This is a genomic window from Leptospira soteropolitanensis (assembly GCF_026151655.1).
GTDB lineage: Bacteria > Spirochaetota > Leptospiria > Leptospirales > Leptospiraceae > Leptospira_A > Leptospira_A soteropolitanensis.
Window position 1 is genome coordinate 173717 of the sequence record NZ_JAMQPN010000001.1, and the last position, 24750, is coordinate 198466.

The 24750-nt window shown below is 38.7% G+C and carries 18 protein-coding genes; 7 read left to right on the plus strand and 11 right to left on the minus strand.

The genetic code is table 11. The features are described from left to right. Positions 1 to 189: 189 nt before the first annotated feature. Complete coding sequence (gene fcpA / locus ND811_RS00830; RefSeq protein ID WP_265350806.1) at positions 190 to 1092, plus strand: flagellar coiling protein FcpA; 903 nt, start codon at positions 190 to 192, stop codon at positions 1090 to 1092. Between the two features lie 167 nt (positions 1093 to 1259). Here fcpA and ND811_RS00835 read toward each other — a convergent pair whose 3' ends face one another. Next, complete coding sequence (locus ND811_RS00835; RefSeq protein WP_265350805.1) at positions 1260 to 3803, minus strand: ABC transporter permease; 2544 nt, start codon at positions 3801 to 3803, stop codon at positions 1260 to 1262. Beyond that, positions 3800 to 4576 carry an ABC transporter ATP-binding protein gene (locus ND811_RS00840; RefSeq protein ID WP_265350804.1) on the minus strand — a complete coding sequence of 259 codons (777 nt, stop codon included), beginning with the start codon at positions 4574 to 4576 and terminating at the stop codon, positions 3800 to 3802. The genes ND811_RS00835 and ND811_RS00840 overlap by 4 nt, the downstream gene beginning before the upstream one ends. 552 nt (positions 4577 to 5128) lie before the next feature. Here ND811_RS00840 and leuS point away from each other — a divergent pair. After that, on the plus strand, positions 5129 to 7732 hold the full coding sequence (gene leuS, locus ND811_RS00845; RefSeq protein WP_265350803.1) for a leucine--tRNA ligase: 2604 nt from the start codon (positions 5129 to 5131) through the stop codon (positions 7730 to 7732). Positions 7733 to 7736: 4 nt separating this feature from the next. Here leuS and ND811_RS00850 read toward each other — a convergent pair whose 3' ends face one another. The 3 genes from ND811_RS00850 to thrC are packed head-to-tail and all read right to left on the minus strand — an operon-like array spanning position 7737 to position 11007. Continuing rightward, positions 7737 to 8897, minus strand: a complete 1161-nt coding sequence (locus ND811_RS00850) for an LIC10486 family protein (protein ID WP_265350802.1) — start codon at positions 8895 to 8897, stop codon at positions 7737 to 7739. Continuing rightward, entirely contained in the window at positions 8897 to 9607 is a 711-nt protein-coding gene (locus tag ND811_RS00855) for a hypothetical protein (RefSeq protein WP_265350801.1), read from the minus strand. Before ND811_RS00855 ends, ND811_RS00850 begins: the two co-directional genes overlap by 1 nt. A gap of 53 nt (positions 9608 to 9660) precedes the next feature. Then, positions 9661 to 11007, minus strand: coding sequence for a threonine synthase (gene thrC, locus ND811_RS00860; RefSeq protein WP_265350800.1), 1347 nt, complete (start codon positions 11005 to 11007; stop codon positions 9661 to 9663). Between the two features lie 95 nt (positions 11008 to 11102). Between thrC and lepB the strand changes: the two genes are divergently transcribed. From lepB to ND811_RS00875, 3 genes are read left to right on the plus strand one after another with little or no spacing between them, the layout of a single operon-like run. Continuing rightward, positions 11103 to 11702 carry a signal peptidase I gene (gene lepB, locus ND811_RS00865; RefSeq protein ID WP_265350799.1) on the plus strand — a complete coding sequence of 200 codons (600 nt, stop codon included), beginning with the start codon at positions 11103 to 11105 and terminating at the stop codon, positions 11700 to 11702. Positions 11703 to 11704: 2 nt separating this feature from the next. Next, entirely contained in the window at positions 11705 to 13516 is a 1812-nt protein-coding gene (locus ND811_RS00870) for a penicillin-binding protein (protein ID WP_265350798.1), read from the plus strand. Beyond that, positions 13517 to 15421, plus strand: a complete 1905-nt coding sequence (locus ND811_RS00875) for a motility associated factor glycosyltransferase family protein (protein ID WP_265350797.1) — start codon at positions 13517 to 13519, stop codon at positions 15419 to 15421. It abuts the gene before it with no gap. A 9-nt stretch (positions 15422 to 15430) separates the two neighbouring features. Here the strand turns inward: ND811_RS00875 and ND811_RS00880 are convergent, their stop codons facing one another. From ND811_RS00880 to ND811_RS00905, 6 genes are all read right to left on the minus strand, one after another. Beyond that, positions 15431 to 16486 (minus strand): OmpA family protein, encoded by a 1056-nt coding sequence (locus ND811_RS00880; RefSeq protein WP_265350796.1) that lies wholly within the window; start codon positions 16484 to 16486, stop codon positions 15431 to 15433. A gap of 62 nt (positions 16487 to 16548) precedes the next feature. After that, positions 16549 to 18045: a sigma 54-interacting transcriptional regulator gene (locus ND811_RS00885; RefSeq protein ID WP_265350795.1), complete on the minus strand. Its 1497-nt coding sequence runs from the start codon at positions 18043 to 18045 to the stop codon at positions 16549 to 16551. Positions 18046 to 18049: 4 nt separating this feature from the next. Further along, the gene (gene prfB, locus ND811_RS00890; RefSeq protein ID WP_265350794.1) at positions 18050 to 19177 is read right to left on the minus strand and encodes a peptide chain release factor 2; all 1128 of its coding nucleotides are present in this window, start codon (positions 19175 to 19177) and stop codon (positions 18050 to 18052) included. A gap of 25 nt (positions 19178 to 19202) precedes the next feature. Continuing rightward, positions 19203 to 20042, minus strand: a complete 840-nt coding sequence (locus ND811_RS00895) for a hypothetical protein (RefSeq protein ID WP_265350793.1) — start codon at positions 20040 to 20042, stop codon at positions 19203 to 19205. Further along, entirely contained in the window at positions 20042 to 21319 is a 1278-nt protein-coding gene (purD, locus tag ND811_RS00900) for a phosphoribosylamine--glycine ligase (protein WP_265350792.1), read from the minus strand. Before purD ends, ND811_RS00895 begins: the two co-directional genes overlap by 1 nt. Next, positions 21309 to 23993, minus strand: a complete 2685-nt coding sequence (locus ND811_RS00905; protein WP_265350791.1) for a valine--tRNA ligase — start codon at positions 23991 to 23993, stop codon at positions 21309 to 21311. Before ND811_RS00905 ends, purD begins: the two co-directional genes overlap by 11 nt. A 116-nt stretch (positions 23994 to 24109) precedes the next feature. On the opposite strand from ND811_RS00905, the gene ND811_RS00910 reads away from it, so the two are divergent. Together ND811_RS00910 and ND811_RS00915 are read left to right on the plus strand one after the other, a co-directional pair. Next, positions 24110 to 24259, plus strand: a complete 150-nt coding sequence (locus ND811_RS00910; RefSeq protein ID WP_002972862.1) for a hypothetical protein — start codon at positions 24110 to 24112, stop codon at positions 24257 to 24259. A gap of 31 nt (positions 24260 to 24290) precedes the next feature. After that, positions 24291 to 24737, plus strand: a complete 447-nt coding sequence (locus ND811_RS00915; protein ID WP_265350790.1) for a thioredoxin family protein — start codon at positions 24291 to 24293, stop codon at positions 24735 to 24737. Positions 24738 to 24750: the final 13 nt, after the last annotated feature.

Below are 24750 nucleotides of genomic sequence, written 5' to 3' on the forward strand. Positions count from 1 at the left end.
GAGATTTTTTAGGTGATTCGAGACTTATGTCCCTTTAATACGAAGGGAATCAGAAGAAAAAGTTAACAATTAGGTTTTTTTCCGCATTAATTCGTTATTATTGACTCTTGCCATTCCGATACTTTCATTGAAGAAATAGATAAACCTATTTTTTCAAAATATTGAAAGAGACAAAAGGGTCACACGACTATGAAGATTATTAAGTATCTCCTTATTCTCCAACTGGTGTCCGGCTTTAGTGTGCTTTTCGCACAAACTCAGCCTGCTAACGCTCAAGAAAGCCAAGCGGCTAAAGACCAAGTCGACGAACTTCTCAAAGGCGAGCTCGTTCCTGAAAACGACGATGCCGAACTCACAGAAGACCAAAAGAAGAGAAAGAAAGAAATTATGGAACAGGAATCTCTTTGGAAGAATCCTGACTATAAAGGGTATAACAAAACTTTCCAAGAGTTACACCAACTTTCTAAAACTTTCGCAAACAACCAATTCCGTTTGGCTCTTTCTAACTACCAATCCGGTGTAAATACCATTATGAAAAATAGAGATTGGGTGGAGCAGTTCCGCAAAGAAGAAGCGGAAAAGAAACGCTTAGATGAAAAATGGTACTGGCAAAAAGTAGATCGTAAATCTAGAGAAGAACGTATTGTTTACCGTGAAAAAATGAAAGCGAAACAAGAAGCTCTTAACTACTTTTCTAAATCGATCAACCACCTTGATGAAATCAAAAACCCTGACTTAAGAGAAAGACCAGAGTTCAAAAGACTTCTTTCTGATGTTTACCGTTCATGGGTAATGGCCGAGTATGACCTTCAAAATCTTCCTCAAACCATCCCAATTCTTGAACTTTACATCGAAATCGATGATAACGAGAAAGAATATCCTGCTCACAAGTATCTTGCAAGTGCCTATAGCTTTGAAGAAAACATGATCAAAAAGACAAAAGGTCCAGATGATATGCTCTTCAAGTATCGTTACAAAAAGAACGTTCACTTATTACGTGCAACCGAGTTAAAATATGGAAAGGATTCTCCTGAATACAAACATATTGTTAACGTGATCAACCGAGATGAGGTTATTTCGGTAGCACAATAATCCCGAAAATATCTCTTTCAATGAGAAAGCCCGGTTTAAAACTCCGGGCTTTTTTGTTTTTACTTCAAAGGAAATAAAACTCCCTAACTTTTAAGTTCTCATGAATCCATTTCAATTGAACTAAAAAAGCATGAAACTATACTAAGTCACGAAACTAATTCTTCAAATCATTTGATTTCTTTTAACACTGTCTTTGTTGGCATTCGAAAGAAACTAAAGAGCCCGAGTGCATACAAACTCACCGTCACAAAACAAATTCCAACAAACACTAGAGTGAGTTGTCCATAAGGATACACACTGCGAAGCTCCAATACTGATCGGTTCAGTACCTCATTGGAAACAACGGAATAAACTAGTCCCAATAAAAATGAAATCACAGAAACAAGTAGAGCTTCACGTAAGAAATGTTTTACCATAAAACGACTGTTTGCCCCAATCACTCGTAACAAAGCAAATTCCCGTTTCCTTTCCGATTGGCTTGCATATAAGGTAGTAAATACAAGCACAAAGGAAGCTGCCAAAATAAAAGCAGTCATAAGAGCCATCATCTGAGTGACCTTCTCCAAAATTCCCATAAAGGCTTGAATGGTTTTTTCCGTATCAATCACGGTGATATTCGGAAACTGATTTACGATGACCTTTTGTAATTGGTATCTGTTTTCACTAGAATCAATCAGTAAGGAAATGATATAAAACCTAGGTGCTTTCTCCAAAATTCCCTTAGAAAAAAGTACCACAAAATTTGGTTTCATATCCGCCCAGTTCACCGAACGTAAGTTAGATATTTTTCCAGAAACTTCCCGGCCCTGGACATTAAAAGTCAACTCGTCACCCACTCCCGCCTGTAAATAACCTGCAAAATCCCTTTCGACTGAGATTTCATTTCGCCCTGATTCCTCCCACCAGGCACCTTTTGTTACCTCTTCCGTGTCATACAACTCATCTCTGTAGGATAAAAAGTATTCCCTGGTTCTTGCAGTAGCGCGCCAATTCCGATCCATTGCATTTTTGATGGTATCTTCTTTTTTGATCGGTTCGCCATTCACTTTGGAAAGACGAGCCCCAATCACAGGAGCCAAATATTGTTTCTCCACAGGAAATGAACGAATCGTTTTGAGTAAGTCGTCCTTTTGTGTTTCTCTGATGTCCAAAAGAAATAGATTAGGTCTACGCTCAATCTCACGTGCCCCACTAAGTTCCAGTAAACTCTCTTGCAAAATCAGTGATAAGGTGAGGATAAAGAGCGCTGATCCAAGTCCGATAATAGAAAGTCGAAGGGCACCAGACTTACGGGTGACTTTTTTGGTCACAAGGCTCCATTCTTTCGATAACCATCCCCATTTAGAAATTTTTGTGATAAGAAGTCCAAGAAAAACGTACAATCCGTACACAAGGACCGGCAAAGTTAATAAAACCAGTGTAAAGAGAATTCCTTTAAAGATACTTTCTGTTTCGAGGATAGCAAGACTTGTAAATAGAATATAAATCAAAAGAAAGGATCCGAATTGCCATTTGGATGTGGATAAATTTCCACTGGTTTGTGATTCTACTTCTTTTAATGCTGCAAGTGGTTTAACTGATCTTGTTTCTAATACAAGAGGAATGGAGATAAGGAGTGGTAACACAACTCCCAACACCAAACTCCAAAGGAGAGATGAAAAAGAAAGGCCAAAGACAATACCAGATTCTACTGACATCAGTCCGCTGATATCTGGTAAAATGGACTGAATCCCATAACCAAGAATCAGTCCAAGAGTTGTTCCAAGGATGGATAAAATTAAAATCTCTGCAAAAACTAAAAGTAAAATAGCATTTGGTTTAGCACCAAGACACATCAAGATTGCAATTTCGTTTCTCTTTTCTATCAATCTGGTTCTGACTGCAGTATAAACAGAAATGGCTCCTAAAAAAAATCCTGCCAAAGCCAAAAGTGCCATATAATCAAATGTGTTTTTGATAAACTGTTGGGAGCCGGAATTGACTTCCGTATTATGATAAATGGTTAAATCTTCTTTGATGAGTGCTTCAAACTCTTTATCCTTCCAACCCAAACTATCTACAGTTTCTGGAAATTTCGCATAAATGGTATAACGAATGCGACTTCCTCGTTGCACAAGCCCTGTCTTGTTGGCAGTATCTTTTCGAATGATGGAACCAGGAGCTGAACCTACAAACGAACCAACAGCGCCTGGTTCTTTCACCACAACGCCAGCTAACACGAGCAAACTATCACCCAAACGAACACGATCGCCGATTTTTAGTTTGAGATTTTCCACAAGAGACTTATCAAGTAAAACCTGGTTTGGTTGTAAATTGCGATAAGCGGCTTCTGGTTCGGTTTTCATTTCCCCATAAAAAGGATAATTGGTCTCCACCGCTTTGATAAAACTAAGTGAGTTTTCCTCCCCCGATTCGTTGGAAATCATGGATAAAAACTGGATGGAAGCGCTGGTTTCTGAACCTTTCGGAAGGCTTGTTTCCACCAATGTTTCTGCTGTTTTTGTGATTTCTTGGGGGGATTGGAGGGCAATATCGGCCCCCATAATCGATTTTGCCTCTTTTTTAATGGCATTTGCCGTATTGTCTTTGTAAGAATGGATCCCAATCACAGAACCCACACCGAGAGTAATGGAGACTACAATGAGAAGTGAATACCGAAACCGAGAAAAGAGCTCCCGTTTTAGATAAAAACGAAATAAAGAAACTTTCATCGACTGACCTGCTTAGACATAGCGCTCGTTTTCTTTTGTTTGGTGGTCTTTTTGGCAGTTAGTTTTTTGGATGAACTAGGACTAGATTTTTTCCTATTCCATAAATCCGAAATAATTTCCCCATCTTTCATCTCTAAAACACGATCAGCCAATTTTGCCACATCAGGATCATGTGTGACCACAACAAGAGTAGTTCCTTGTTCTTTGTTTCTGTACAACAAAAGATCTAAAACAGTTTTACTATTTTTAAAATCCAAATTAGCAGTCGGTTCATCGGCAAAAATAATCTTAGGATCATTCACAAAACTTCTGGCGATAGCAATTCTTTGTTCCTCTCCACCTGACAACTGTTTTGGGAAGTGGGTAGCTCTGTGAGACATAGATACGGATTCTAAAATTTTTTCTGATTTTTTTAAAATCTCTGTTTCAGATAGTGACGATTTTAAGTATAATGGAATGCCAACATTCTCAATGGCATTGAGACCAGGAAGTAATTGAAAGTTTTGAAAGATAAAACCAATCTGATCTGCACGCAAATCAGCTAAATTAGATTCATTTTCCTTCGTTAAGTCAATTCCATCCAGTGCCACAACCCCTGTATCTGGTTTATCTAGACCGGCTGCTACACCAAGAAGCGTTGATTTCCCTGATCCAGATGGGCCAATAATCGCTACAAATTCACCTGTTTCAATGCGAAATGAAATATTTTTCAACACATCAATCGTTTCCGATTCATTGTGAAATGATTTGAACACATTTTTAAATTCCAACACTAGGTTTTTCCCCCAAAGATTCTATCGCCTAACAAAATATATATGACTAATAACGGGCATTTATCAGAAAAAATATCGCCTAACAACGATTTTTCAGTTTTTTCCATAACAGTTATATTTTTTTTATTTTCATTTTCGTTCCAACTATATTGCACCGATTAGAAAAAATTCTGACAAATTTTTACTTATCTTTTTGAGCGTACATCCTAATTTTTTTTGACCCCAAAGGGCATGTTTCATATAAAGTAACTTCATCGTAGTGTTTGCCCGACCCTCATTTTTGGGAATTTCGGGAAGTTATGAACAGCACTGTCGATAAGCGGACTCATACAGGTAAATATAGAATGCTCGAATGCAATACAAAGATTAATACTGCAGACTTTATGAATGTGAAAATCAACAATCTTAAACCTTGTGCGGAATGTGGATCCGTCACAAACCTTTACCAATACAATCTCTGTAAAGTTTGTCTCTCGAAGAGTTTCAAAAAGCTTGTAAAAATCATCGACTCCGTGAGAAAGTAGAATTACTACACTTTCTCTACGTTAGTCGATGAATTATCCATTCCAAGATATTGAACAAAAATGGCAAAAACACTGGGACGACCACCAGACCTTTCGCACAAACTCACACTCAACCAAACCTAAATACTATTGTTTAGACATGTTTCCTTACCCAAGTGGCGCTGGCCTGCACGTAGGCCACCCTGAAGGATACACAGCTACCGACATTATTTCCAGACTCAAACGAATGGAAGGATTTGAAGTGCTCCATCCTATGGGTTGGGACGCCTTTGGTTTACCTGCAGAACGATATGCAATGACGACGGGTATCCACCCGCGTACGACAACAAAGAACAATATTGATACTTTCCGTCGCCAAATCAAAAGTCTTGGGCTTTCTTATGACTGGGAAAGAGAAATCTCCACCACTCATCCCGATTATTACCGTTGGACCCAGTGGATTTTCCTTCAAATCTACAATTCCTACTTTGACAGGAAATTAAACAAAGCCCTCCCAATTGCAGAGCTCATCAAAACATTGGAATCGGAAGGTTCTGTATTTTTTGAAGGAAAGGAACTCCCTAAAGGAATTCAATTCTCTGCTGCCGATTGGAAGGCAAAGTCACGCAAAGAAAAAGAAGACATTTTATCGCATTTTCGATTGGTGTATGAGGCCAATATACCAGTCAACTGGTGTGAAGCTCTTGGAACCGTCCTTGCCAATGAAGAAGTAGAAGAATGGACCTCTAAAGGGTATTCTGTAGAAAGAAAACCCATGCGCCAATATATGATGCGCATCACGGCCTACGCCGAACGTTTGCTAAACGATCTTTCTCTTTGTGAATGGCCCACATCCACTTTGGAAATGCAAAGAAACTGGATTGGAAAATCAGAGGGATTAGAGCTCAGTTTCTACGTTCCTTCTGTATCAAAAGACATCACTGTTTATACAACAAGACCAGATACTATTTTTGGTGCCACTTACCTTGTCCTTGCCCCGGAACATCCGCTTGTGGCAGAGCTTACTACGGCAGAACAAAAATCTGCTGTCGAAAAATACCAAAAAGATTGTTCTTTAAAAAGTGATTTAGAACGAACTGAATTAAATAAAGATAAAACCGGAGTTTTTACGGGATCCTATGCTAGTTTGCCAACTGATCCTTCTGTTAAGGTTCCGATTTACATATCCGATTATGTTTTAATCTCTTATGGGACCGGTGCTATTATGGCCGTTCCTGCCCATGACCAAAGAGACTATGATTTTGCTGTAAAGTTCCAACTTCCGATCAAACAAGTTATCGACGGAAAGATGGAACCAAACCTTGCTTTTGATTCGAAAGATTCTGTTTGTATCAATTCCTCTTCCGCAGAAGTTAAGTTAGATGGTAAATCTTATAAAGATGCTTTTCAAACCATGTCCACTTGGGCCGAAGGAAAAGGCATTGGTCGTAAAAAAGTCCAATTTAAACTACGTGATTGGCTTTTTGCAAGACAACGTTATTGGGGAGAACCCATCCCTCTGGTTCACTTTCCTGATGGAACACCGAAAGCACTTTCCGATGCAGAACTTCCTTTAGTCTTACCTGACCTAGAAGAATTCAAACCTTCTGGTACGGGTGAATCCCCTCTTGCCTTAGCTAAGGATTGGCTTGTTTATACAGATCCTATAACGGGTGAAGTGGGTAAAAGAGAAACCAATACTATGCCTCAGTGGGCTGGATCTTGTTATTATTACCTTCGTTACATTGACCCAAGAAATAACGACAAACTCATTGATCCAGAACTTGAAAAAGCATGGATGCCTGTGGAAGTCTATGTGGGTGGGGCAGAACATGCTGTATTACACTTGCTATACTCTAGGTTTTGGCATAAAATCCTGTTTGATTTAGGTCATGTCTCTTCCCCAGAACCATTTAAAAAATTAGTCCACCAAGGTCTTATCCTCGGCGAAGACAAAGGTAAAATGTCTAAGTCAAGAGGCAATGTTGTCAATCCAGATGATGTTGTTTCAGAATATGGTGCCGATACGTTAAGACTTTTTGAAATGTTTATGGGACCGTTTGAGATGTCCAAACCTTGGAGTAAAAACGGTGTGGATGGAGTGTTTCGATTTTTAAATCGAGTATGGAGACTATTCCATTCAGGTGAAAATGAATCCTTCTTTATAGAGGATATCGAACCTAATGAAGCAGAACTCAAAACCCTTCATCGTACGATTAAAAAAGTAAAGGACGATATTGATCACTTCTCATTCAACACAGCAGTCTCGCAAATGATGATTTTTGTGAATGAATTCACAAGTAATCCAAGAAAACCAAAAAAAGTTTTAGAGACATTTGTTCTAGCTCTTTCTCCCTTTGCCCCTCATTTAGCAGAAGAACTTTGGGAAAAACTTGGATATAAAGAATCTCTAACTTATCATCCATATCCAAAATGGGATGATAAGTATTTGGTGGATGCCAATATCACAATTGTGATCCAAGTGAATGGTAAAATGCGTGGGGAATTTCTGGCTCCAAGAGACATCGAAGAAAAAGAAGTTTTGGCTCTTGCCAAGGAAGTTGAAAAAGCTAAACCATTTTGGGAAGGGAAAGAAATCAAAAAAGAAATTTATGTGAAGGGCAAACTCGTTAATATTGTTGTGGCTGGGTGATCTTTTACAAGATCACCATCACAAATAGCAACACTCCCAGAAGGACAATCGTTACAAAAGCCCCCATTAACATAAACAAGTTGGTGCCAGAAGACTTGGACTCTTGAGCCTGCGCGCTTCCACCTTTTTTCTTAGTATTTTGTGCTGCGGAACCTTTACTGGTTCCACCTGTCATACCTGCCGGCTTTGGAATGGCCACTTTTACAGGATGTTCTTCCACAGAATGAAGCAAATATTGGTTCGGTCCTTCCGCAAAAATATGATATTCTGTTTTGCTTCCAGCAATTCCTAAAAATTTTCCAACAACTGGATCTTTTGAAATTTTTCCTTCTTCATCAATTAAACCAAGGATTTGGGCATTCGTTAGGCCTTCTGGAGTTTCAGTAGGGACACGGAATAAAATTTCCATACCTTCTACTAAATTATCAAACTCCACACCGTTGATAGGAGATATCACCGTTTTCATATTCAATTCTTTTGGAAAAGAGGTTCGGTATTGAGCGATTTGACGTTCGAGGGAAGATAACTCACCTTTTGCTGGTTCGGTGGAGATTCCTGGAATAGAAGTATCTTGAGCAGTGGCGGCTTCATCATCTGGTTTAGGAATGGGTAAAATCACCCCTTTCATCGGATTTTCATATCGAAACTTTGCAGTTGATAGTTTATCTACCTCTGCTTGGAGTTTAATATTTCTTCCTTTAGTTGCCATAAGAATCGGGTTTTCTAAAAGTTCGGAAATATGAGAAGGATCTTTTTTTTGCCAGAGAGGAAGAAGTTCCTCTAACTTCTCTTTGGTGAAAGCCCTATGAACCGCTCGACCAATGTTTTCAGAAATCGCCGGATCATAACCACCGGACTTTCCAATATCCCCCAAGTCTGTGGAAATCTGTACATGGTCTGCGAAGGTTCGAATCCTTCGAAAAGTAGGAGAAGTTCCCACAACAGCATATAGTTCCATGATATGTTTTCGAATGGATGAAACTAGAATGAGAACCATTCCGTTCAAACTGTCCAAGTCGATTTTTACTTTTACGAGATAACCATCTGTAATTTTACCTTGAAGAACTTCTTTGGCTTGTTCATCCGTAAATACGGCTTCTCTGGTCAGACCCATTAAGTCTGCTTGTCGTTTGAGTTGTTCGGCTTTTGAGTTTAATTCGGACATTATTCTATAAACAATTGTTCATGTGTCTCAGCAGATTTAGATAACCCACTTAAATTTACTTCCACACGCGCTACTGTTTCCTTTTTCCTTTCTGATGAATATATAGAGAGCAATCGACGATCGAAGCCAGACTGAGACAATAATATTTCTACCATTGTGATTCCCATTCCTGCACCTTCCGTACTATCTCCGTGTTCCATAAAGAACTCAAATAGATTATCATATTTTTTCGCATTTATAAACTTTTCTTTTACTCGTTCCGCTTCTACTGGCAATAATGGGAAATTATTTCTTACTTCCAGGTCGATTTTATCCTTTTTGTAAATGCAAGTGATCTTTACAAAGAGCCCAGATTCCTTCATTTTCTTTTTATAGGATGGAAACTTTCGTTCATTTAAGCTGGACTTAAAAAATTTCATTCCCTCTTCATAATCTTTCAAATTTTGAATGTTGAGTTTAAGTTCTTCGAAAATGATTCGTTTGATTGCCGCCTTGGTAGAATTCACAATGAGTTCCTTAGCGGCTGTATAAAAAAGTTCCATCAAATCTTCACAACCGAGAGAACCCAAAATACGAGTCAGAATGTACTTCAGCTTGGCTTCGCCAATATCCCCCATCACATAAGTGATCATCGAAATCTTTTTCCCAAACTCCACAGCATGATCCACAGAGGCGCAAAACTGAGGAGTTAGTTGGATCTCTTGGGACATACCGGTAAACTGAAAAAATTTGCCAACATGTAGGGGATTTGTCTAGCGAATTATCATTTCTTCAGTTGTTTACCTAGGATTTCCATCACTCCACTTAAGTTCGGTTTGCAAGATTGGATTCTGTTTTTTAGTTTCTCATCAATGTTAGGGATTTTCCCTTCATGAAAGGCGAGTTTAAATTCAGTGAACTTGAGTCCATTTGCAGTGGAAATCACAACCACTGACTCACCTTTCCCCACCACACCTGATTCCACTGATTTCAAAAGTGCGGCAAGTGCTACTCCTGTATGCGGATCATTATAAAGTCCATACAAATCACCACGAGCAGCTGCATTGGCCAACTCCTCTTCCGAAGCCACTTCCACAACACCGTTGAATTTCTTTAAAACACGAATGGCTTTTTTTACAGAAACAGGATCACCGATTTGGATCGCAGAGGCTAAAGTTTTTTCTGCAGTCACAGGAGAGAAGTCCGCAAAACCTTTCTTAAACGATTCATATAGAGGACTTGCATTTTTTGCCTGAGCCAAAATAATTCTTGGTAATTTATTGATGAGTCCAAGTTCCAACATCATCTCAAATCCCATACCAAGAGCAGAAACATTTCCTAAATTGCCACCAGGAATCACAATCCAATCAGGAACTTCCCAACCTAACTGTTGAGTAATCTCAATCGAAATGGTTTTTTGCCCTTCGATTCGCAGTGAATTCATTGAGTTTGCAAGATAAATCGATTTTTCTTTGGTGAGTTCTTTCACCACTGCCATACAACCATCAAAGTCCGTTTCGAGTGCCAACACAAGAGCCCCATTGGACACTGGTTGGATGAGCTGAGCCGTTGATACTTTGTTAGCTGGCAATAAAATAATAGAAGGAATTCCTGCCTTGGCCGCATAGGAAGCAAGAGCCGCAGAGGTATCTCCAGTCGAAGCACAGGCGACTGCTTGGATGGGTACTCCGTCCGCGATCATTTGTTTGACCTGGCTCACAAGAACCGTCATTCCTAAATCTTTAAAAGAGCCTGTATGCGAAACTCCGCATTGTTTGACATGAAGGCTTCCGAGTCCCAAATCCTTAGCAAATCGGGAAGCATCATACAAATGGGTGGTTCCTTCCCCGGATGTGATGATATTTTGATCCTGAATTCCCGGCAGGACCCATTCCTTTTTCCCCCAAACCCCCGAAGCATTCGGAAACTGGCTAGAACGGAACCGAGTTTCAAACTCTGACTTCCAATCTTTTGCCGAAACCTGTTTGAGGCTGTCTATATCATGTTCGACATTCAAAAGTTCCCCGCAAGACTCGCAGGAATAAATCACTTGGTGGAGGGGATAGGTTTTGCGACAAGATTCGTTGGTACATCGAAACTGCGCTCGGAATTGATATTTTGTAAGTGACATAGACTTCTCTAGGCTTCAGATTTACGGAAAGTTCCTTTTCCATTCTTGAGAAAGGGGAAAAATGCACGAATGATTTTTATCGTTTTTTGATGGATATGGAAACAGAAACTAAAGTCTCCCGCCTCTGGGTCAAATTCAAACGTTACACTCGTCGTAGCCTTCTCATCTTTTTCTTTCTCTGTTTCCTCTTATTTATGCGTATCTTTTTATTCCAAATTTATTCCATCCAAGGAAATTCCATGTACCCAACCTTAGAACATGGGTCGGTGGTTTTTGTTTGGAAAGGTGGATATGCAATTTCTGCCAAATTTTTTGGAACACCACTCCTTTATACAGATCCCAAAATCGATAAATTAGATTTGGTTTTATTTGTCAGCCAAGAAGATGAATTAGTCGTCAAACGAGTGATTGGTTTACCAGGGGAATTTTATTCCATTGAATCTGGAAGAGTCTTAATTGATTCCAAAGAGTTGTTAGAAAACTATCTTCCGAAAGGAACCTATACAAGTGAACCAAGCACTTCGATATTTCTCAATCGCCATAACTCACCATTTCTTGCTATGGACAAACAAGGAAGAATACCTCCAGGTTATTATCTACTTCTAGGAGACAACAGACAATATTCGACAGACTCTCGGTCGTTCGGACTTGTCCCTGTTGAGAAAATCAAAGGCAAAGTGATCTTTTATTTCTAACGATGACAGAATACAAACAACGTTTTAAGTATATTATTCTTTTTATCCTCTCCCTTTTTGTGATTTTACTCTTTCGGGTCATTTATCTTACTTATTTTAACGATAATATCATCAATTTAAAATCGAGTAAGTATGTCCAACGGGGAACCATTTACGACAGACGAGGGATTGAATTGGCAATTTCTCGTGAGTCCGCAACGGTTGGAATTGACCCAACAAATATTTATGACCCAGATCTCACTGCACAAGAGTTAGGCCCTATTCTTGGGATCACTCCAAACAAACTCATCGAAACCATAAGGGAAAAACAAAATTATTTTCTATTAAAAAGAGAAATTGAACTTTCAAAAGCCGAAAAAATCAAAGCTTTGTCTCTTCCTGGTGTTCGCGTTGAAAAAGAATACAAACGAATTTATCCACAAGGAAGTTTGGCCGCAAGTTTACTTGGATTTACTGGTTATGATGACGACAAAGCACTCTCAGGCCTTGAGATGTTATTCAATTTGGAGTTATTATCCACTCCCGATGCAGAATCAAGTAAAGGAAACAATATACACCTAACAATCGATAGTATTATTCAATACCGATTGGAAAAATCATTACAAAAGGCTTTTATCCAAACTGCTTCCAAACATGGAATCGGTATGATTATGGATACGGAAACGGGAAAAATTTTGGCTATGGCATCTTTCCCCAATTTTGATCCCAACCATTTTCAAGATTTTCCTTTGGAATCTCATACCAATTGGTCAATTCGTCATGTTTACGAACCGGGATCGACAATGAAAATTTTCATAGCCCTTATGTTACTTAATGAAGGAAAAATCCTTCCAGGAGAAAGATTCCATTGCCCCGGTTATATTGAAATTGGAAAAACCATCATTCGTTGCACTGACAATCATGGTCATGTCAATTTAGATGAAATTTTACAATACTCTTGTAACGTTGGAATCATCAAAGCTGCCCAAAAAATTGATGAAGCAACTTACTATAATTATATGGAAAAATTTAAATTTGGAAAACGAACAAACTTTTCCATCCACGAAGCCAAGGGATACTTGCCTCCCTTAAACAAATGGAATAAAAGTACTCCTTACTTTTTATCCATAGGCCAAGGACTTTCCGTCACACCCATCCAACTCATCACCGCTGCTGCTGCCGTTGTAAATGGCGGGATTTTATTTGAACCTTCCGTTGTGTCTCAAATCACCAATTCTTATGGAGAACTGGTTCATGAATTTTCGATCAAAAATGAACTACTTGGAATTAAAGAAGGGGCTGCTAAAAAAACATTAAATGCGATGGGAAAAGCCGTTTCACAAGGAACAGGGAAAAAAGCGTATTTAGAAAACTACTTTATCGCTGGAAAAACAGGTACTTCACAAAAGGCAAAAGCAGGTGCGGGTTACCAAGCCGGTCTTTTTACGGCAAGTTTCTTAGGTTTTTTTCCTGCTGAGAAACCTAAGTATGTAGGTCTCATTGTTTTTGATGAACCTGGTGGAGAATCCCATACTGGTGGTGGAATCGCAGCACCTGTCTTTCGTGAGGTGGTAGAAAGTATCATACCTATTGTGGAAAAAAGTGAGAAGGCACTTGTGTATCGATTGAAAGGAGAAAAAAATAAAATCTTTAAACTCGATCCCAAAGTAATGCCTGACCTAACCGGATTTACAGCTTCTGAAACCATTCAAATTTTAAAACAACTACAGCAAGAATATAAAATAGAAGGTTCTGGATTTGTGAAATCCCAGGAACCAAAAGCGGGATCTTCTCTTCCAACTAATACTTCCATAAAAATTATTTTGGAACCTTAAGTGAACGAAACGTTTTTAGAAAAAAATCTAGCTGCTCTACCTTCTCAGTTAGCAGAACTAATTCAGAATCAAAATCAAAAATCTGCATTTCCGAATTCTATAGATTCCAAAAAGATACCTTCTTACCAACTAACAAAATCAAAAACGGGAGATCTTACGTTAGAATTAGAAGGTGTTTGGATCCATAGTCGGTTTGATCCCAAAAAAGAAGCCGAACGATTTGCCACCGAACTTCCTCATGATGGAAGTGACCGTATTTATCTTTTGTTTGGTGCAGGCCTTGGTTATATCCTTCCTTATCTCTTAGAAAGAGAAAAAGTAAATATCATTTGGATGGAGCCACATTTATTTTTTATTAGGGAAGCATTTCAAATATTTGATTTTTCCAAACCACTCTTAGATGGTAAGTTAATCCTTATCACAGGAGAAAAATTAGAAGACCAACTCTCCGATGCAGTCAAAGGGAAGGGAACGCATCCCATTAGTTTTGTTCCTCACAGGGGGTCTTGGCAATGGAGAGAATCTGATTATTTAAAACTCCGTCATACCGCCGAACAGATGTTTCACAAAAAAGATGTGAACCTAGCGACTCTCACCAGGTTTGAAAAAATTTGGGCCAAAAATATTTGTTACAACCTTCCTGAATTATCTAAGTTTCGTCCCGTTTCCGATCTATTTGGAATTGCTGAAGGAATTTCTATTGTTGTATGCGGGGCCGGACCAAGTCTTTCCGAATCCATACCCGATTTAACAAAGTATAGAAACCAGTTTCTTCTCCTCGCGGTAGATACGGCCCTACCCATCCTCACGTCTTTTGGTATAGATCCCGATTTGATTTTTTCTGTCGACCCGCAGGCCTTAAATAGCCAATACCTAGAAGATTATTCTGGAAACGGAATTCTCATTTTTGATCCCACATCCACTTATTTAAGTTTACGATTAGAAAAAGGACCAAGCAAAGGTTTTGTGACCTCTTCTCCCTTTCCTTTGATTGGATTACTAGAAAGAACTGGTGGCGGCGAAATTGGATCTGTTCCTTTTGGTGGGTCCGTTTCCACCAACGCAGCAAGCCTTGCGACTCTTATGGGTGCAAGTTCTGTTTTTTTAGTAGGTCAAGATTTGAGTTTTACGAAGGGTCTTGCACACTCCAAAGGGGCGGTCCTCGAAGAACGATTGAACTATTTAGAATCAAGAAAGTTTCGCCGAGAAAAACATAACTACAAACAACTGTTTGCCTTACCCCAGAAAAAAGTCACAGGGAATTTGGAAGAAACCTATATCACCAATGAAAAGATGTTAATCTTTAAAAAATGGTTCGAAGACCATGCCAAAGATAATCCTTGGACCAATCTCACTAAGTTTGGTGCCAAACTAGAAGGAATTCCCCATTCTGAGTTTTCAAAAGAGTTCTCAAGTGATAAACAAGAAGTTGAAAAACAAAGGATTTTAGTCGATGCGGTTTGTCATAAAATCGATTCCAAATTAAAAGCGGAACATTCTTTTTTTCAAGAGAAACTGTTGGTTTCAGAAATTAAGTCCACAACGGAAGCATTGTCGGAATTTGTCACAATTATTAAAAGAGGTCTTACTGTTTCACAAAGAATTTACAACCAAATCAAATTAAACCAAATCAATCCAAAAACTTTTTCAGAAGACATCAAACAAATGGATTCAATCGATGAACAGGTGTCTGGAAAAAAAGGATTAAATGAAATATTAAGTTTGGGAATCCAAAGAGTTATTTTAACCATTACAGAAGGTTATGACGACAACCTAACTTTGGAAGAAAAAGAAAATCCAAGGCTTGCAGTGGCAAAAAAGTCTTTATTGTTGTATGAAGGATTATATTCATCCGTTCAGTCTACCAAACGGATGCTCACAAAATCACTCTATCGAATGTTGTAATTAATTCTGTTATTCGGTAACCGATAAAACTGTAAAATCAACTCTTCGGTTTTTGATTCGACCAGCTTCTGTAGAATTTGATTCAATTTCTGCTGTTTCACCAAACCCGCGATAGTCAAGCTGGGTTGAACTGACGCCATTTTTCACTAGTTCATCAAAAATAAATTTTGCTCGTTCGTCGGATAGAATTTTGTTTTCATCCATCTCACCAATAAAACAGGTATGTCCTTTTACTCGAACACGGATCCCAGGGTATGCCTTTAATGCTTCCGCTAAGGTTGCGATTTTATCACTGGCACCATCTTCTGTTTGCATACTTTGTTTGATGAAACGAATTTGTAAGTCATTGATATAACGAATGGCAGAAGCTCTGGATTCAAAGCGAGACGATACTTTACCTTGGGATAACTCCACTCGTTCTAAAGAGCGAGATCCTGCATCTTGAGAAAGATTTGAGTTTTGACTTGTGATTGTATTTTGCGATGAATTTGAACTACGATTGCAGCTACGTATACCAAAAATGATAAGAACGATAAAAAATACTGCTATTAAACCAAGTAAAACAATTCTTCCGATACGATTTTGTCTTGGTGTGATTTGAAATTTATTCAGCGCAACTAACTCATTGTATTCTGGTGTTGGTGCGATTTCCTCTCGAGAAGATTCACCAAATTCATAACTTTCTACATAAGGAGTGAAACCTTCATCAGAAGCCTTAGCAGAACGAACTGAACTTCGTTTTTTTGCAGATTCTTTTTTTGCAGATGATTTAGCCGATGATTTTTTCTTTGCTGCTGGAACCGAAATTTTAGCAGCCCATTTACGGATTTCAGAACGAAGGAATTCATCTGCTTCAGGATTAAATTTAAAATTATCTCGTATGTATTTTACAGTTCGTTTTTCAACATCTGTATAATCGCCACCATCTTTGATGGCATCAAATAAAGTTTTCGCAATGTTTTTGCCAATTGGAGCTTTGCTACGTTTGGTGGCTTTCTCAACGATTTCTAACAATTCATTATCATAATGTTTACCACTGATGGTACGGTAATAACTATCTGCCACGTGAAAGCTCCTTAGTAATCATATCGACAGGGTTGGCCAATCTATCCATTCTTTTCTGGACTTTAGGTGTTGAATCCGTCCAGAAATTGGTTATTTTTAATCTTATATTGCAAAGAACCACGGCTAATTCCCAAAAGTTTGGCTGCCTCTTCCTGAGTGGAGACGCGTTGAAAGGCCTCCTTGATCCAAATTGCCTCCAATCGTTCGATGGCAATGTTCAAAGATAAATTTTCCGAAGGAGATAAAATTTCTGTTCCCAAAGCAAAACTCTGAACCTTCGCCGGAACCTCTGTTTCTCGTTTCCCATCTTGCAAAAAGGAATGTGGTTCCAAAACTGCTTCCGGTGGAACAAGTACTGCATACTGAATCACACTTTGTAATTGCCTTACATTGCCACTCCAAGGCATACCTGTGAGTGCTTTTAATGCCTCAGTAGAGAATGTTTTACTCCTTCCATATTGTTTGTTGTATTGGTATAAAAAATGGTGAGCTAAAAGTGGGACATCCCCTCTTCGTTCTCTTAGTGGCGGCACTCTAAGCGGAACTTCTGCTAGGCGGTAATACAAATCCATAGAAAAAGTTTCTTTCTGGATATCTTCCAACAAATCTCTTTTGCTACCAGTAAAAATTCTGATATTTAGAACTTCATCCTTCTTTTTAAGAGAAGGATTAGGCATAGTTTTATCTCTTAAGGTATGAAATAGTCTTGTTTGCAAATTAGTTGGTAAATCCCCAATGGATTCAATGTAAAGCGAACCACCGTTAGCCTGTTCTAATTTACCCGGATTGAAAATTTTTCCACTTTGGGAACCAAATAACTCTGCATCTAATAATTCATAACTTAAACCCGAACAATCTACAGTGAGAAATGGACCATTTTTTCTTTGAGAAATATAATGCAAAGCCTTAGCGACAAGTTTTTTACCAGCACCTTCTTCTCCAATGATCATCACAGACGTATCAGAGGGGCCCACCTGACGAATCCTATGTTTTAAAAACAAAATACTCGGATCATAACCAAGAATTTCTTCAACGGGATCTTCTTCTCTTTTGGATTTTTCAAAGGCTTCTTTCGCAATTCGTTCTTCAAGAATCACAATAGTTAACTGAGAGGCAAATAACGTGGCTTGGTTAATAATATCGGGCGAGAAAAAATTTACCTTATCGGATTCTAAGTTTAAAACTCCGACGGTTGAATCTCTAGTCAACAGAGGGATGGCAAGTTCCGAACGAACGGTTTCAATGAGTTTTACATAATCTTTATCTAAAGTCACATCGGGAACATAGATGATTTCTCTAGTGGATGCCGCTCGACCAGTGACTCCCAAGTTAAACGGAAGTTTGGCGGCGATTTTTTTCTCCCAATCCATACCTTTGGCCGCAACAATGGTGAGGACTTTTTCTTCCTGGTCCATAATGGAAATACTACCGGTTGAGGCTCCAAACAAAGTTAGAGTCATATCCAAAATGAAATTCAAACGATCCGTAATATTCGGAAGTTGTTGAATTTCTTTTTGGATTTTCCTTAAAGTACCGGAAATATCCTGTTTTACAGACATTTGGTTAAACTTTTGCGTTTGCCTTTTGGTTTGTCAGGTATTTTAAGTAAGCAATAATAAAATCTTCCAAGTCACCATCCATTACTGCATGAACGTTTCCGGTTTCAAAATCGGTTCTGTGGTCTTTTACCAAATTATAAGGATGGAACACATAACTTCGAATTTGTGATCCCCAAGAGATATCACGTTTTTCGCCCGCTTTTTTTGCATTTTCTTCTTCGGCTTTTTGTTTTTCCATTTCATACAAACGTGCACGTAACATTTTCATTGCGGTGTCACGGTTTTTGATTTGCGATCTTTCCATCTGGCAAGAAACCACAACACCTGTAGGAATGTGTGTGATTCGCACAGCAGAGTCTGTTGTATTGACGTGCTGTCCCCCAGCACCAGAGGAACGATAAACATCCACACGAAGGTCCTTTTCTTCGATATTCACTTGGATGTCATCATCCACTTCCGGTGTTACATACACAGAAGCAAAGGAAGTATGTCTTCTTTTGTTAGAATCAAAAGGTGAGATCCGAACGAGACGATGCACTCCCGATTCACATTTTAAATATCCAAATGGATGATCCCCTTGGATGTACAGTGTGGCATTTTTGATTCCAGCAGTTTCACCCGGTTGGTAATCGACAAGCTCTGCACGATATCCTTTTTGTTCACAAAACCTTGTGTACATTCGCAATAACATATCGGCCCAGTCTTGGGACTCTGTTCCACCGGCACCAGGATGGATATTGATAAAAGCGGCTTTACCATCATCTTTCCCAGCAAGTGCATCTAACATTTGCAAGTTTTCAAATGTCTCAAACATACGATCAAAATCATCGTTTAAAGATTTTAATCCAGCCTCACCCATTTCTTCCGAAGTGAGTTCGATCAAATCAGGAAAATCACTCAGTTCCTTTTTTAAATCCAACCAAGGATCTAACTTTAGTTGTAACTCATTTCGTTTTTGAGTGACTGTTTTTGCTTGGTCAGGTGAATCCCATAATTTGGGGTCGTTTGCTTTTTCGATGAGTGAGGATAAACGGTCGTAGTCTTCCTGGAAATTTTGAGCTGTCCAATAGGATTGGAAGGTTTCAATCATTTCTGATGTTTGTTTTTTTAAGTCTTTTAGTGATCTATCCATAATGCGTAAATCCGAAGTGGAAGTTTTAAAATAAAGAATCTTTGCGAAGTCGTTCCACTTCCCACTGGAAAGTCGTTTCCCTCAGTTGTGGAGTGTTTCCTTCCACAGTTCCGACTAGAGAATAACTTGATTCTTTTCCGTAAGTATCAGGCAAACGTTTGAGAATGAATTTACCTGATTTTATGAGTTCGATGACATGAAGTAAAAAAGGATCTTTTTCTTTTCTGCTCATCTCTTCCAAGGAATAATAAAAAGTAGAAAGACCTTTATAAAACCAGTCTATGTATTCGTTTTTACCTCTAGGCCAAATTTGTTCCAAACGAATTTCTGATTCTTGGACAAGTGACTTACCAAGAAATGGTTTTTGTAAAACACGGCACTGGGAATAAATTTCAAAATTTAAATCCCGATCTCCACCCTTTTCAAAATCCACACCGATCCAACGGATCCAAGATTTTTTTTCTTTAATCGATAAAGCAGGAATGAGTGCAAACAAATACCCTTGGTCTTTAAAGATTCGTTCATGAGCCAAATGTTCTAAAATTTCCATCGGGATCATATAATGGCCTTTTGCCCATTCAATCACATAAGGAATGGATTCCAATTGAAGGTATTCCGGTGGTGTTTCTGAACGAATGATATCACCAAATTGAGTGAGGATAAAAATAAAAGATAACAACTCCTGACGACTGAGTCCTGAAAGGACACTCACAGATCCACTTAAGTTTTGAAGAGCACGACGAATCATCAAATGTTGTTGGAGTTGGGTTTGGTTTTCGGACAAAATGATCCCTAGATGTTTTTCAAAATTGCGAAGGCTTGTACGTTCACAATTTTTAAAATTTCCAGAGATACTAAATGGCATTAGAGAGCACGTCTTCCTATATCTTTTCTATAAAAAGTATCCGGAGCTTTGATTTTTCCGAGAAACGCATAACAATCATTAATGGCATCTTTTAAGGAACTTCCACAAGAAGTGATTCCGAGGATTCGACCGCCATTTGCTAAAATTTTGCCATCTTGGTTTTTAGTTCCAGCATGATAAACGACCACATTCCCTTCGTTTGGTGGAATCTCCAAAGGCATACCTTTTGCGGGCGAATCCGGATACCCTTTGGCCGCAAGCACCACAATCGCAGAAGATCCCTCTTTTAGTTTTAGATTTCTTTCCGGAAGATTTCCCACTGCAGATGCATAAAAAATCGGCAAAATATCTTCATCTAACAAACGCAAGACACACTGCGTCTCTGGATCTCCAAATCGACAGTTAAATTCCACTACATTCGGATTTCCTTCTTTGGTTATCATCAACCCAACATAAAGAAGTCCTTTGTAAGGATGGCCAGCAGCCTTAAACTCGCTTAACATTGGTTCAATGACGAGTTCCTTTACCTTGGAAAGAACCGAATCTGTTACAATCGGAGCCGGCGCATAAGCTCCCATTCCACCGGTATTTGGACCAATGTCTCCATCATAGGCACGTTTGTGGTCCTGGGCTGCAGGAAGGCACATATACCTTTCTCCATCGGTAATCACAAAAAGGGACGCTTCTTCCCCTTCTAAAAAGGATTCTAAAACTACTTTATTTCCACTTTCACCAAACTTTGATTCTAAGAAAATTTCATCTAACGCCTGTTTGACTTCTTTCATTTCAAAGGCAACAGTGACACCTTTTCCCGCAGCGAGACCATCCGCTTTGACCACTAAAGGTAAAATTTCTTTTTGTGCATAACTCCAAGCAGATTCATGGTCTGTGAACACGGCAAAAGAAGCCGTCGGAACTTTGGCTCGTTTCATCATTTCTTTTGCAAAATGTTTACTTCCTTCTACTTGTGCACAATAAGCGGAAGGCCCAAAACAAGGGATTCCAATCTCTGCACACCAATCCGAAAGTCCATTCACAAGGGGATCTTCTGGGCCAACTACAACTAGGTTTGTTCCCGAAGATTTTAAATAATCAAAAAACTTAGATTTATCAGTGATGGATATCTCTTTTGGATCTAATAATATATCTTTCGAAAAACCACCGTTCCCTGGAAATACCCGAAGTGATTCCAATGATTTCGATTTAGAGATAGCATCCGCTAACGCATGTTCTCTTCCGCCACTTCCAATGAGTAAAACTTTAAATTTATGTTCCAATTTTTTCTAGAGCCCTTACCGTACTTTCTAGTTTCTCTTTCCAAGTATTATACTTTTCTCTTTCTTTTTCTACGACATCTGGTTTTGCTTTTTCTAAGAAAGATGGATTGTTGATTTTATTTTCCAACTTTTCCATTTCCAATTGGATTTGTTTTTTCTCTTTTTCCAATCGTTGTTTTTCTTTTTCAAAATCAAAAATACCTTCCAAAGGAAGAAAAATCTCTCCAATGGAAAATGCACCTACTGAATCCGTATTTTTTGCTTCATAAGAATCTAAAAATTCTAAACTTTCAGCTTTGGAAAGTTGAAGGATAGATTTGATTTCTCTTTCCATCATCTCTTTTAATTCTTTATGATTGCACTTGATGATGACCTTACATTTTTTCTCAGGTTTGACTCCGAGTTCTGCTCTCATATTTCGAATCTTTGTGATGATTTCTCGCACAAGTTCCATTCGAACCACAGCCGGTGCCGAATCAGAAACTCCGTAAGGTTTCGGAAAATCAGTCTTCGCAAGTTCCGTAGGTTCTAGTAAAGAATGAATTTCTTCTGTGATGAATGGCATAAACGGATGAAGAAGTCCGAGTGATTTTTTCAAAACACTCACAAGCACAAGGCGAGCTTTTTCTTGTGATTCCGGTGTTACATTGCCATAAACACGTGCTTTGGTTAATTCCAAATACCAATCACAGAACGATCCCCAAACAAAATCATAAACAGCATTTGCCATTTCGAAAAATAGATAACCGGAATAAGCTTTTTCATATTTTCCTAACATCCGATCAAACTCATTCAAAATCCAAAGGTCTGTATCTTCTAATGAATTGATTTCTGGTTCTTTGGCTGTGAACTCTTCCGGTAGGTTCATAAAAATAAACCGGCTCGAATTCCAAATTTTGTTACAGAAAGACCTGTAACCATCTAACCTTGATTCGTCGAAAAGAATATCTTTTCCTTCAGGTAAAACAGCAGCGAGGAAAAATCGAAACGAATCTGTTCCGTATTTACTCATCATATCTAAAGGATCTACTACATTCCCCAATGACTTACTAAACTTCTTACCATCCTTATCACGAACGAGTCCATGAATGAGAACCTTATGAAAAGGAACATCACCCATAAATTTGAGGCCGTTCATAATCATCCGAGCAACCCAGAAGAAAATGATATCAAATCCAGTAACTAATACAGAGGTAGGATAATATTTTTTAAGATCTTCCGAATTTTCAGGCCAACCGAAAACTGTAAATGGCCAAAGTCCTGACGAAAACCAAGTATCTAAAACGTCTTCATCTTGTTTGATAGTCTCTTTGGTAACAGAAATTCCTTTTTTGGAAAATAGAGATACTGCTTCTTCAACTGATTCGGCAACCACCATTTCTCCGTTTGGTGCATAATAAGCCGGAATGCGATGACCCCACCAAAGTTGGCGAGAAATACACCAATCACGGATATTTTCCATCCACTCAAAGTATGTTTTTTCCCACATCTTTGGTTGGAATTGAACCTTACCTGATTTCACAACTTCAATGGCAGGTTTAGCGAGGGATTCAATTTTCACAAACCACTGAGTAGATAACAACGGTTCAATGACCGCTCCACCCCTTTGGTTGTGGCCCACACTATGGATATGAGTTTCTATTTTTTCAATATAACCATTTGTTTCAAGTTCTTCCACAACTCGTTTGCGAGCTTCAAATCGGTCGAGTCCATTGTATTTGCCAGTTTGTTCATTTAAAGTTCCATCCAAGTTCATAATATTGACTGGAGTTAACTTCAATCGAAGTCCTGCTTCATAGTCATTGATGTCATGAGCAGGGGTGATTTTCACTAGACCCGAACCAAATTCTTTATCTACAAAGGAATCAAACAAAACAGGAATTTCTTTTCCTGATATTGGTAAATAGACAAACTTGTCTTTTAATGTCGCATAACGTGCATCATCTGGATGAGCACAAACTGCCACGTCACCAAACATCGTTTCTGGTCTTGTGGTCGCCACAACGATGTATTCCCCTTTGGACAGAGTTTTTGGATCTTTCGATTTAAATTCTGCTTTCGGATATTTGATATGATAGAGTTTGCCTTGTTTTTCTTTATACTCAACTTCAATGTCAGAGATGGCTGTTTTGGTAACGGGACACCAGTTGATGATTCGTTCCCCACGATAAATCAAACCTTCATCATACAAACTACGGAATACTTTGATTACCGCTTTGGAAAGTCCTTCATCAAAGGTAAATCTTTCGCGTGACCAATCTACCGATTCACCAAGTAACCGTTGTTGTTTGGCGATCATTCCACCAGAATGTGCTTTCCATTCCCAAACTTTTTTTATAAATTCTTCGCGAGTAAAATCAGTTCTAGTTTTTCCTTCTTTTCCTAATTCACGTTCCACAACCACTTGTGTTGCGATACCAGCGTGATCCATCCCTGGAACCCAAACTACATTTTTACCTTTTTTACGTTCGATACGAATGATGATGTCTTGGATGGTATGATTGAGTGCATGTCCAATGTGTAAATTCCCAGTCACATTTGGTGGAGGAATGACGATCGAAAAAGTTTCTTTGCGAGAAGAGTCAGGGGCGAAGGTTTGTTTCTCTTCCCAAGTTTTTATCCATTTGGGCTCTACAGATTCGGGATCGTAACGGTCAGGTAGCTGTGATTTCATAGGGTCTTTGGATTTCTTGCACTTTACTATGTTTCGTAAAGAGTTTAGGGGTCAAGGATGAAACAGCAACCAAGGTTCGCATTGACAGAAAGGAGAGGCAAAAGAATCTGGTTGGCATGAACGCAAAAACAGCAAAAATTCTCGGTAAATATGCAACCTTCAAAGGTGTTTCAGAAAAACAATTGAAACGCGATTGGTTGTCTCTTTCCCATATCGATAAAGATAAAAAAAGACAAGAAATCCTAAAAGAAATCGCTAAGAAATAAGGCATGCGGAAGGTTTCTTCCGCTTACTTTTATGGAACGCAAGTTTCAATTCCTCTTTTCTCTCTTTTTCCTAGGATCTTCCTTCTTCAGCTTTTCTGATTGTTCAAAACAAAGTGACATAATACTTTCTCAATACGAGGAAAGTTTGGCCATTGCCAAAGACTCAAACCGAAAACTCATCGTAGTCTTTGGAGCTGATTGGTGTCCCGATTGCCGAGCGTTGGATAGAATTTTTCGCGAACCAGAACCTAAAGCATTACTTACTCAAAATTTTTTAATCTTAAAAGTGGATGTGGGCCGCTTCGATAAAAACCTAAGTCTAAATGAAAAACTGGGAGATCCTATTCAAAACGGAATTCCCGCTTTGGTTGTCATTGAACCTACAGGAAAAATTCTCACGTCGACAAAAGGTGGAGAATTCTCTAACGCCAGTAAGATGACAAAAGAACAAGTTTTAGAATATTTATATCGTCTTTAGGAGAAAGTTGTCT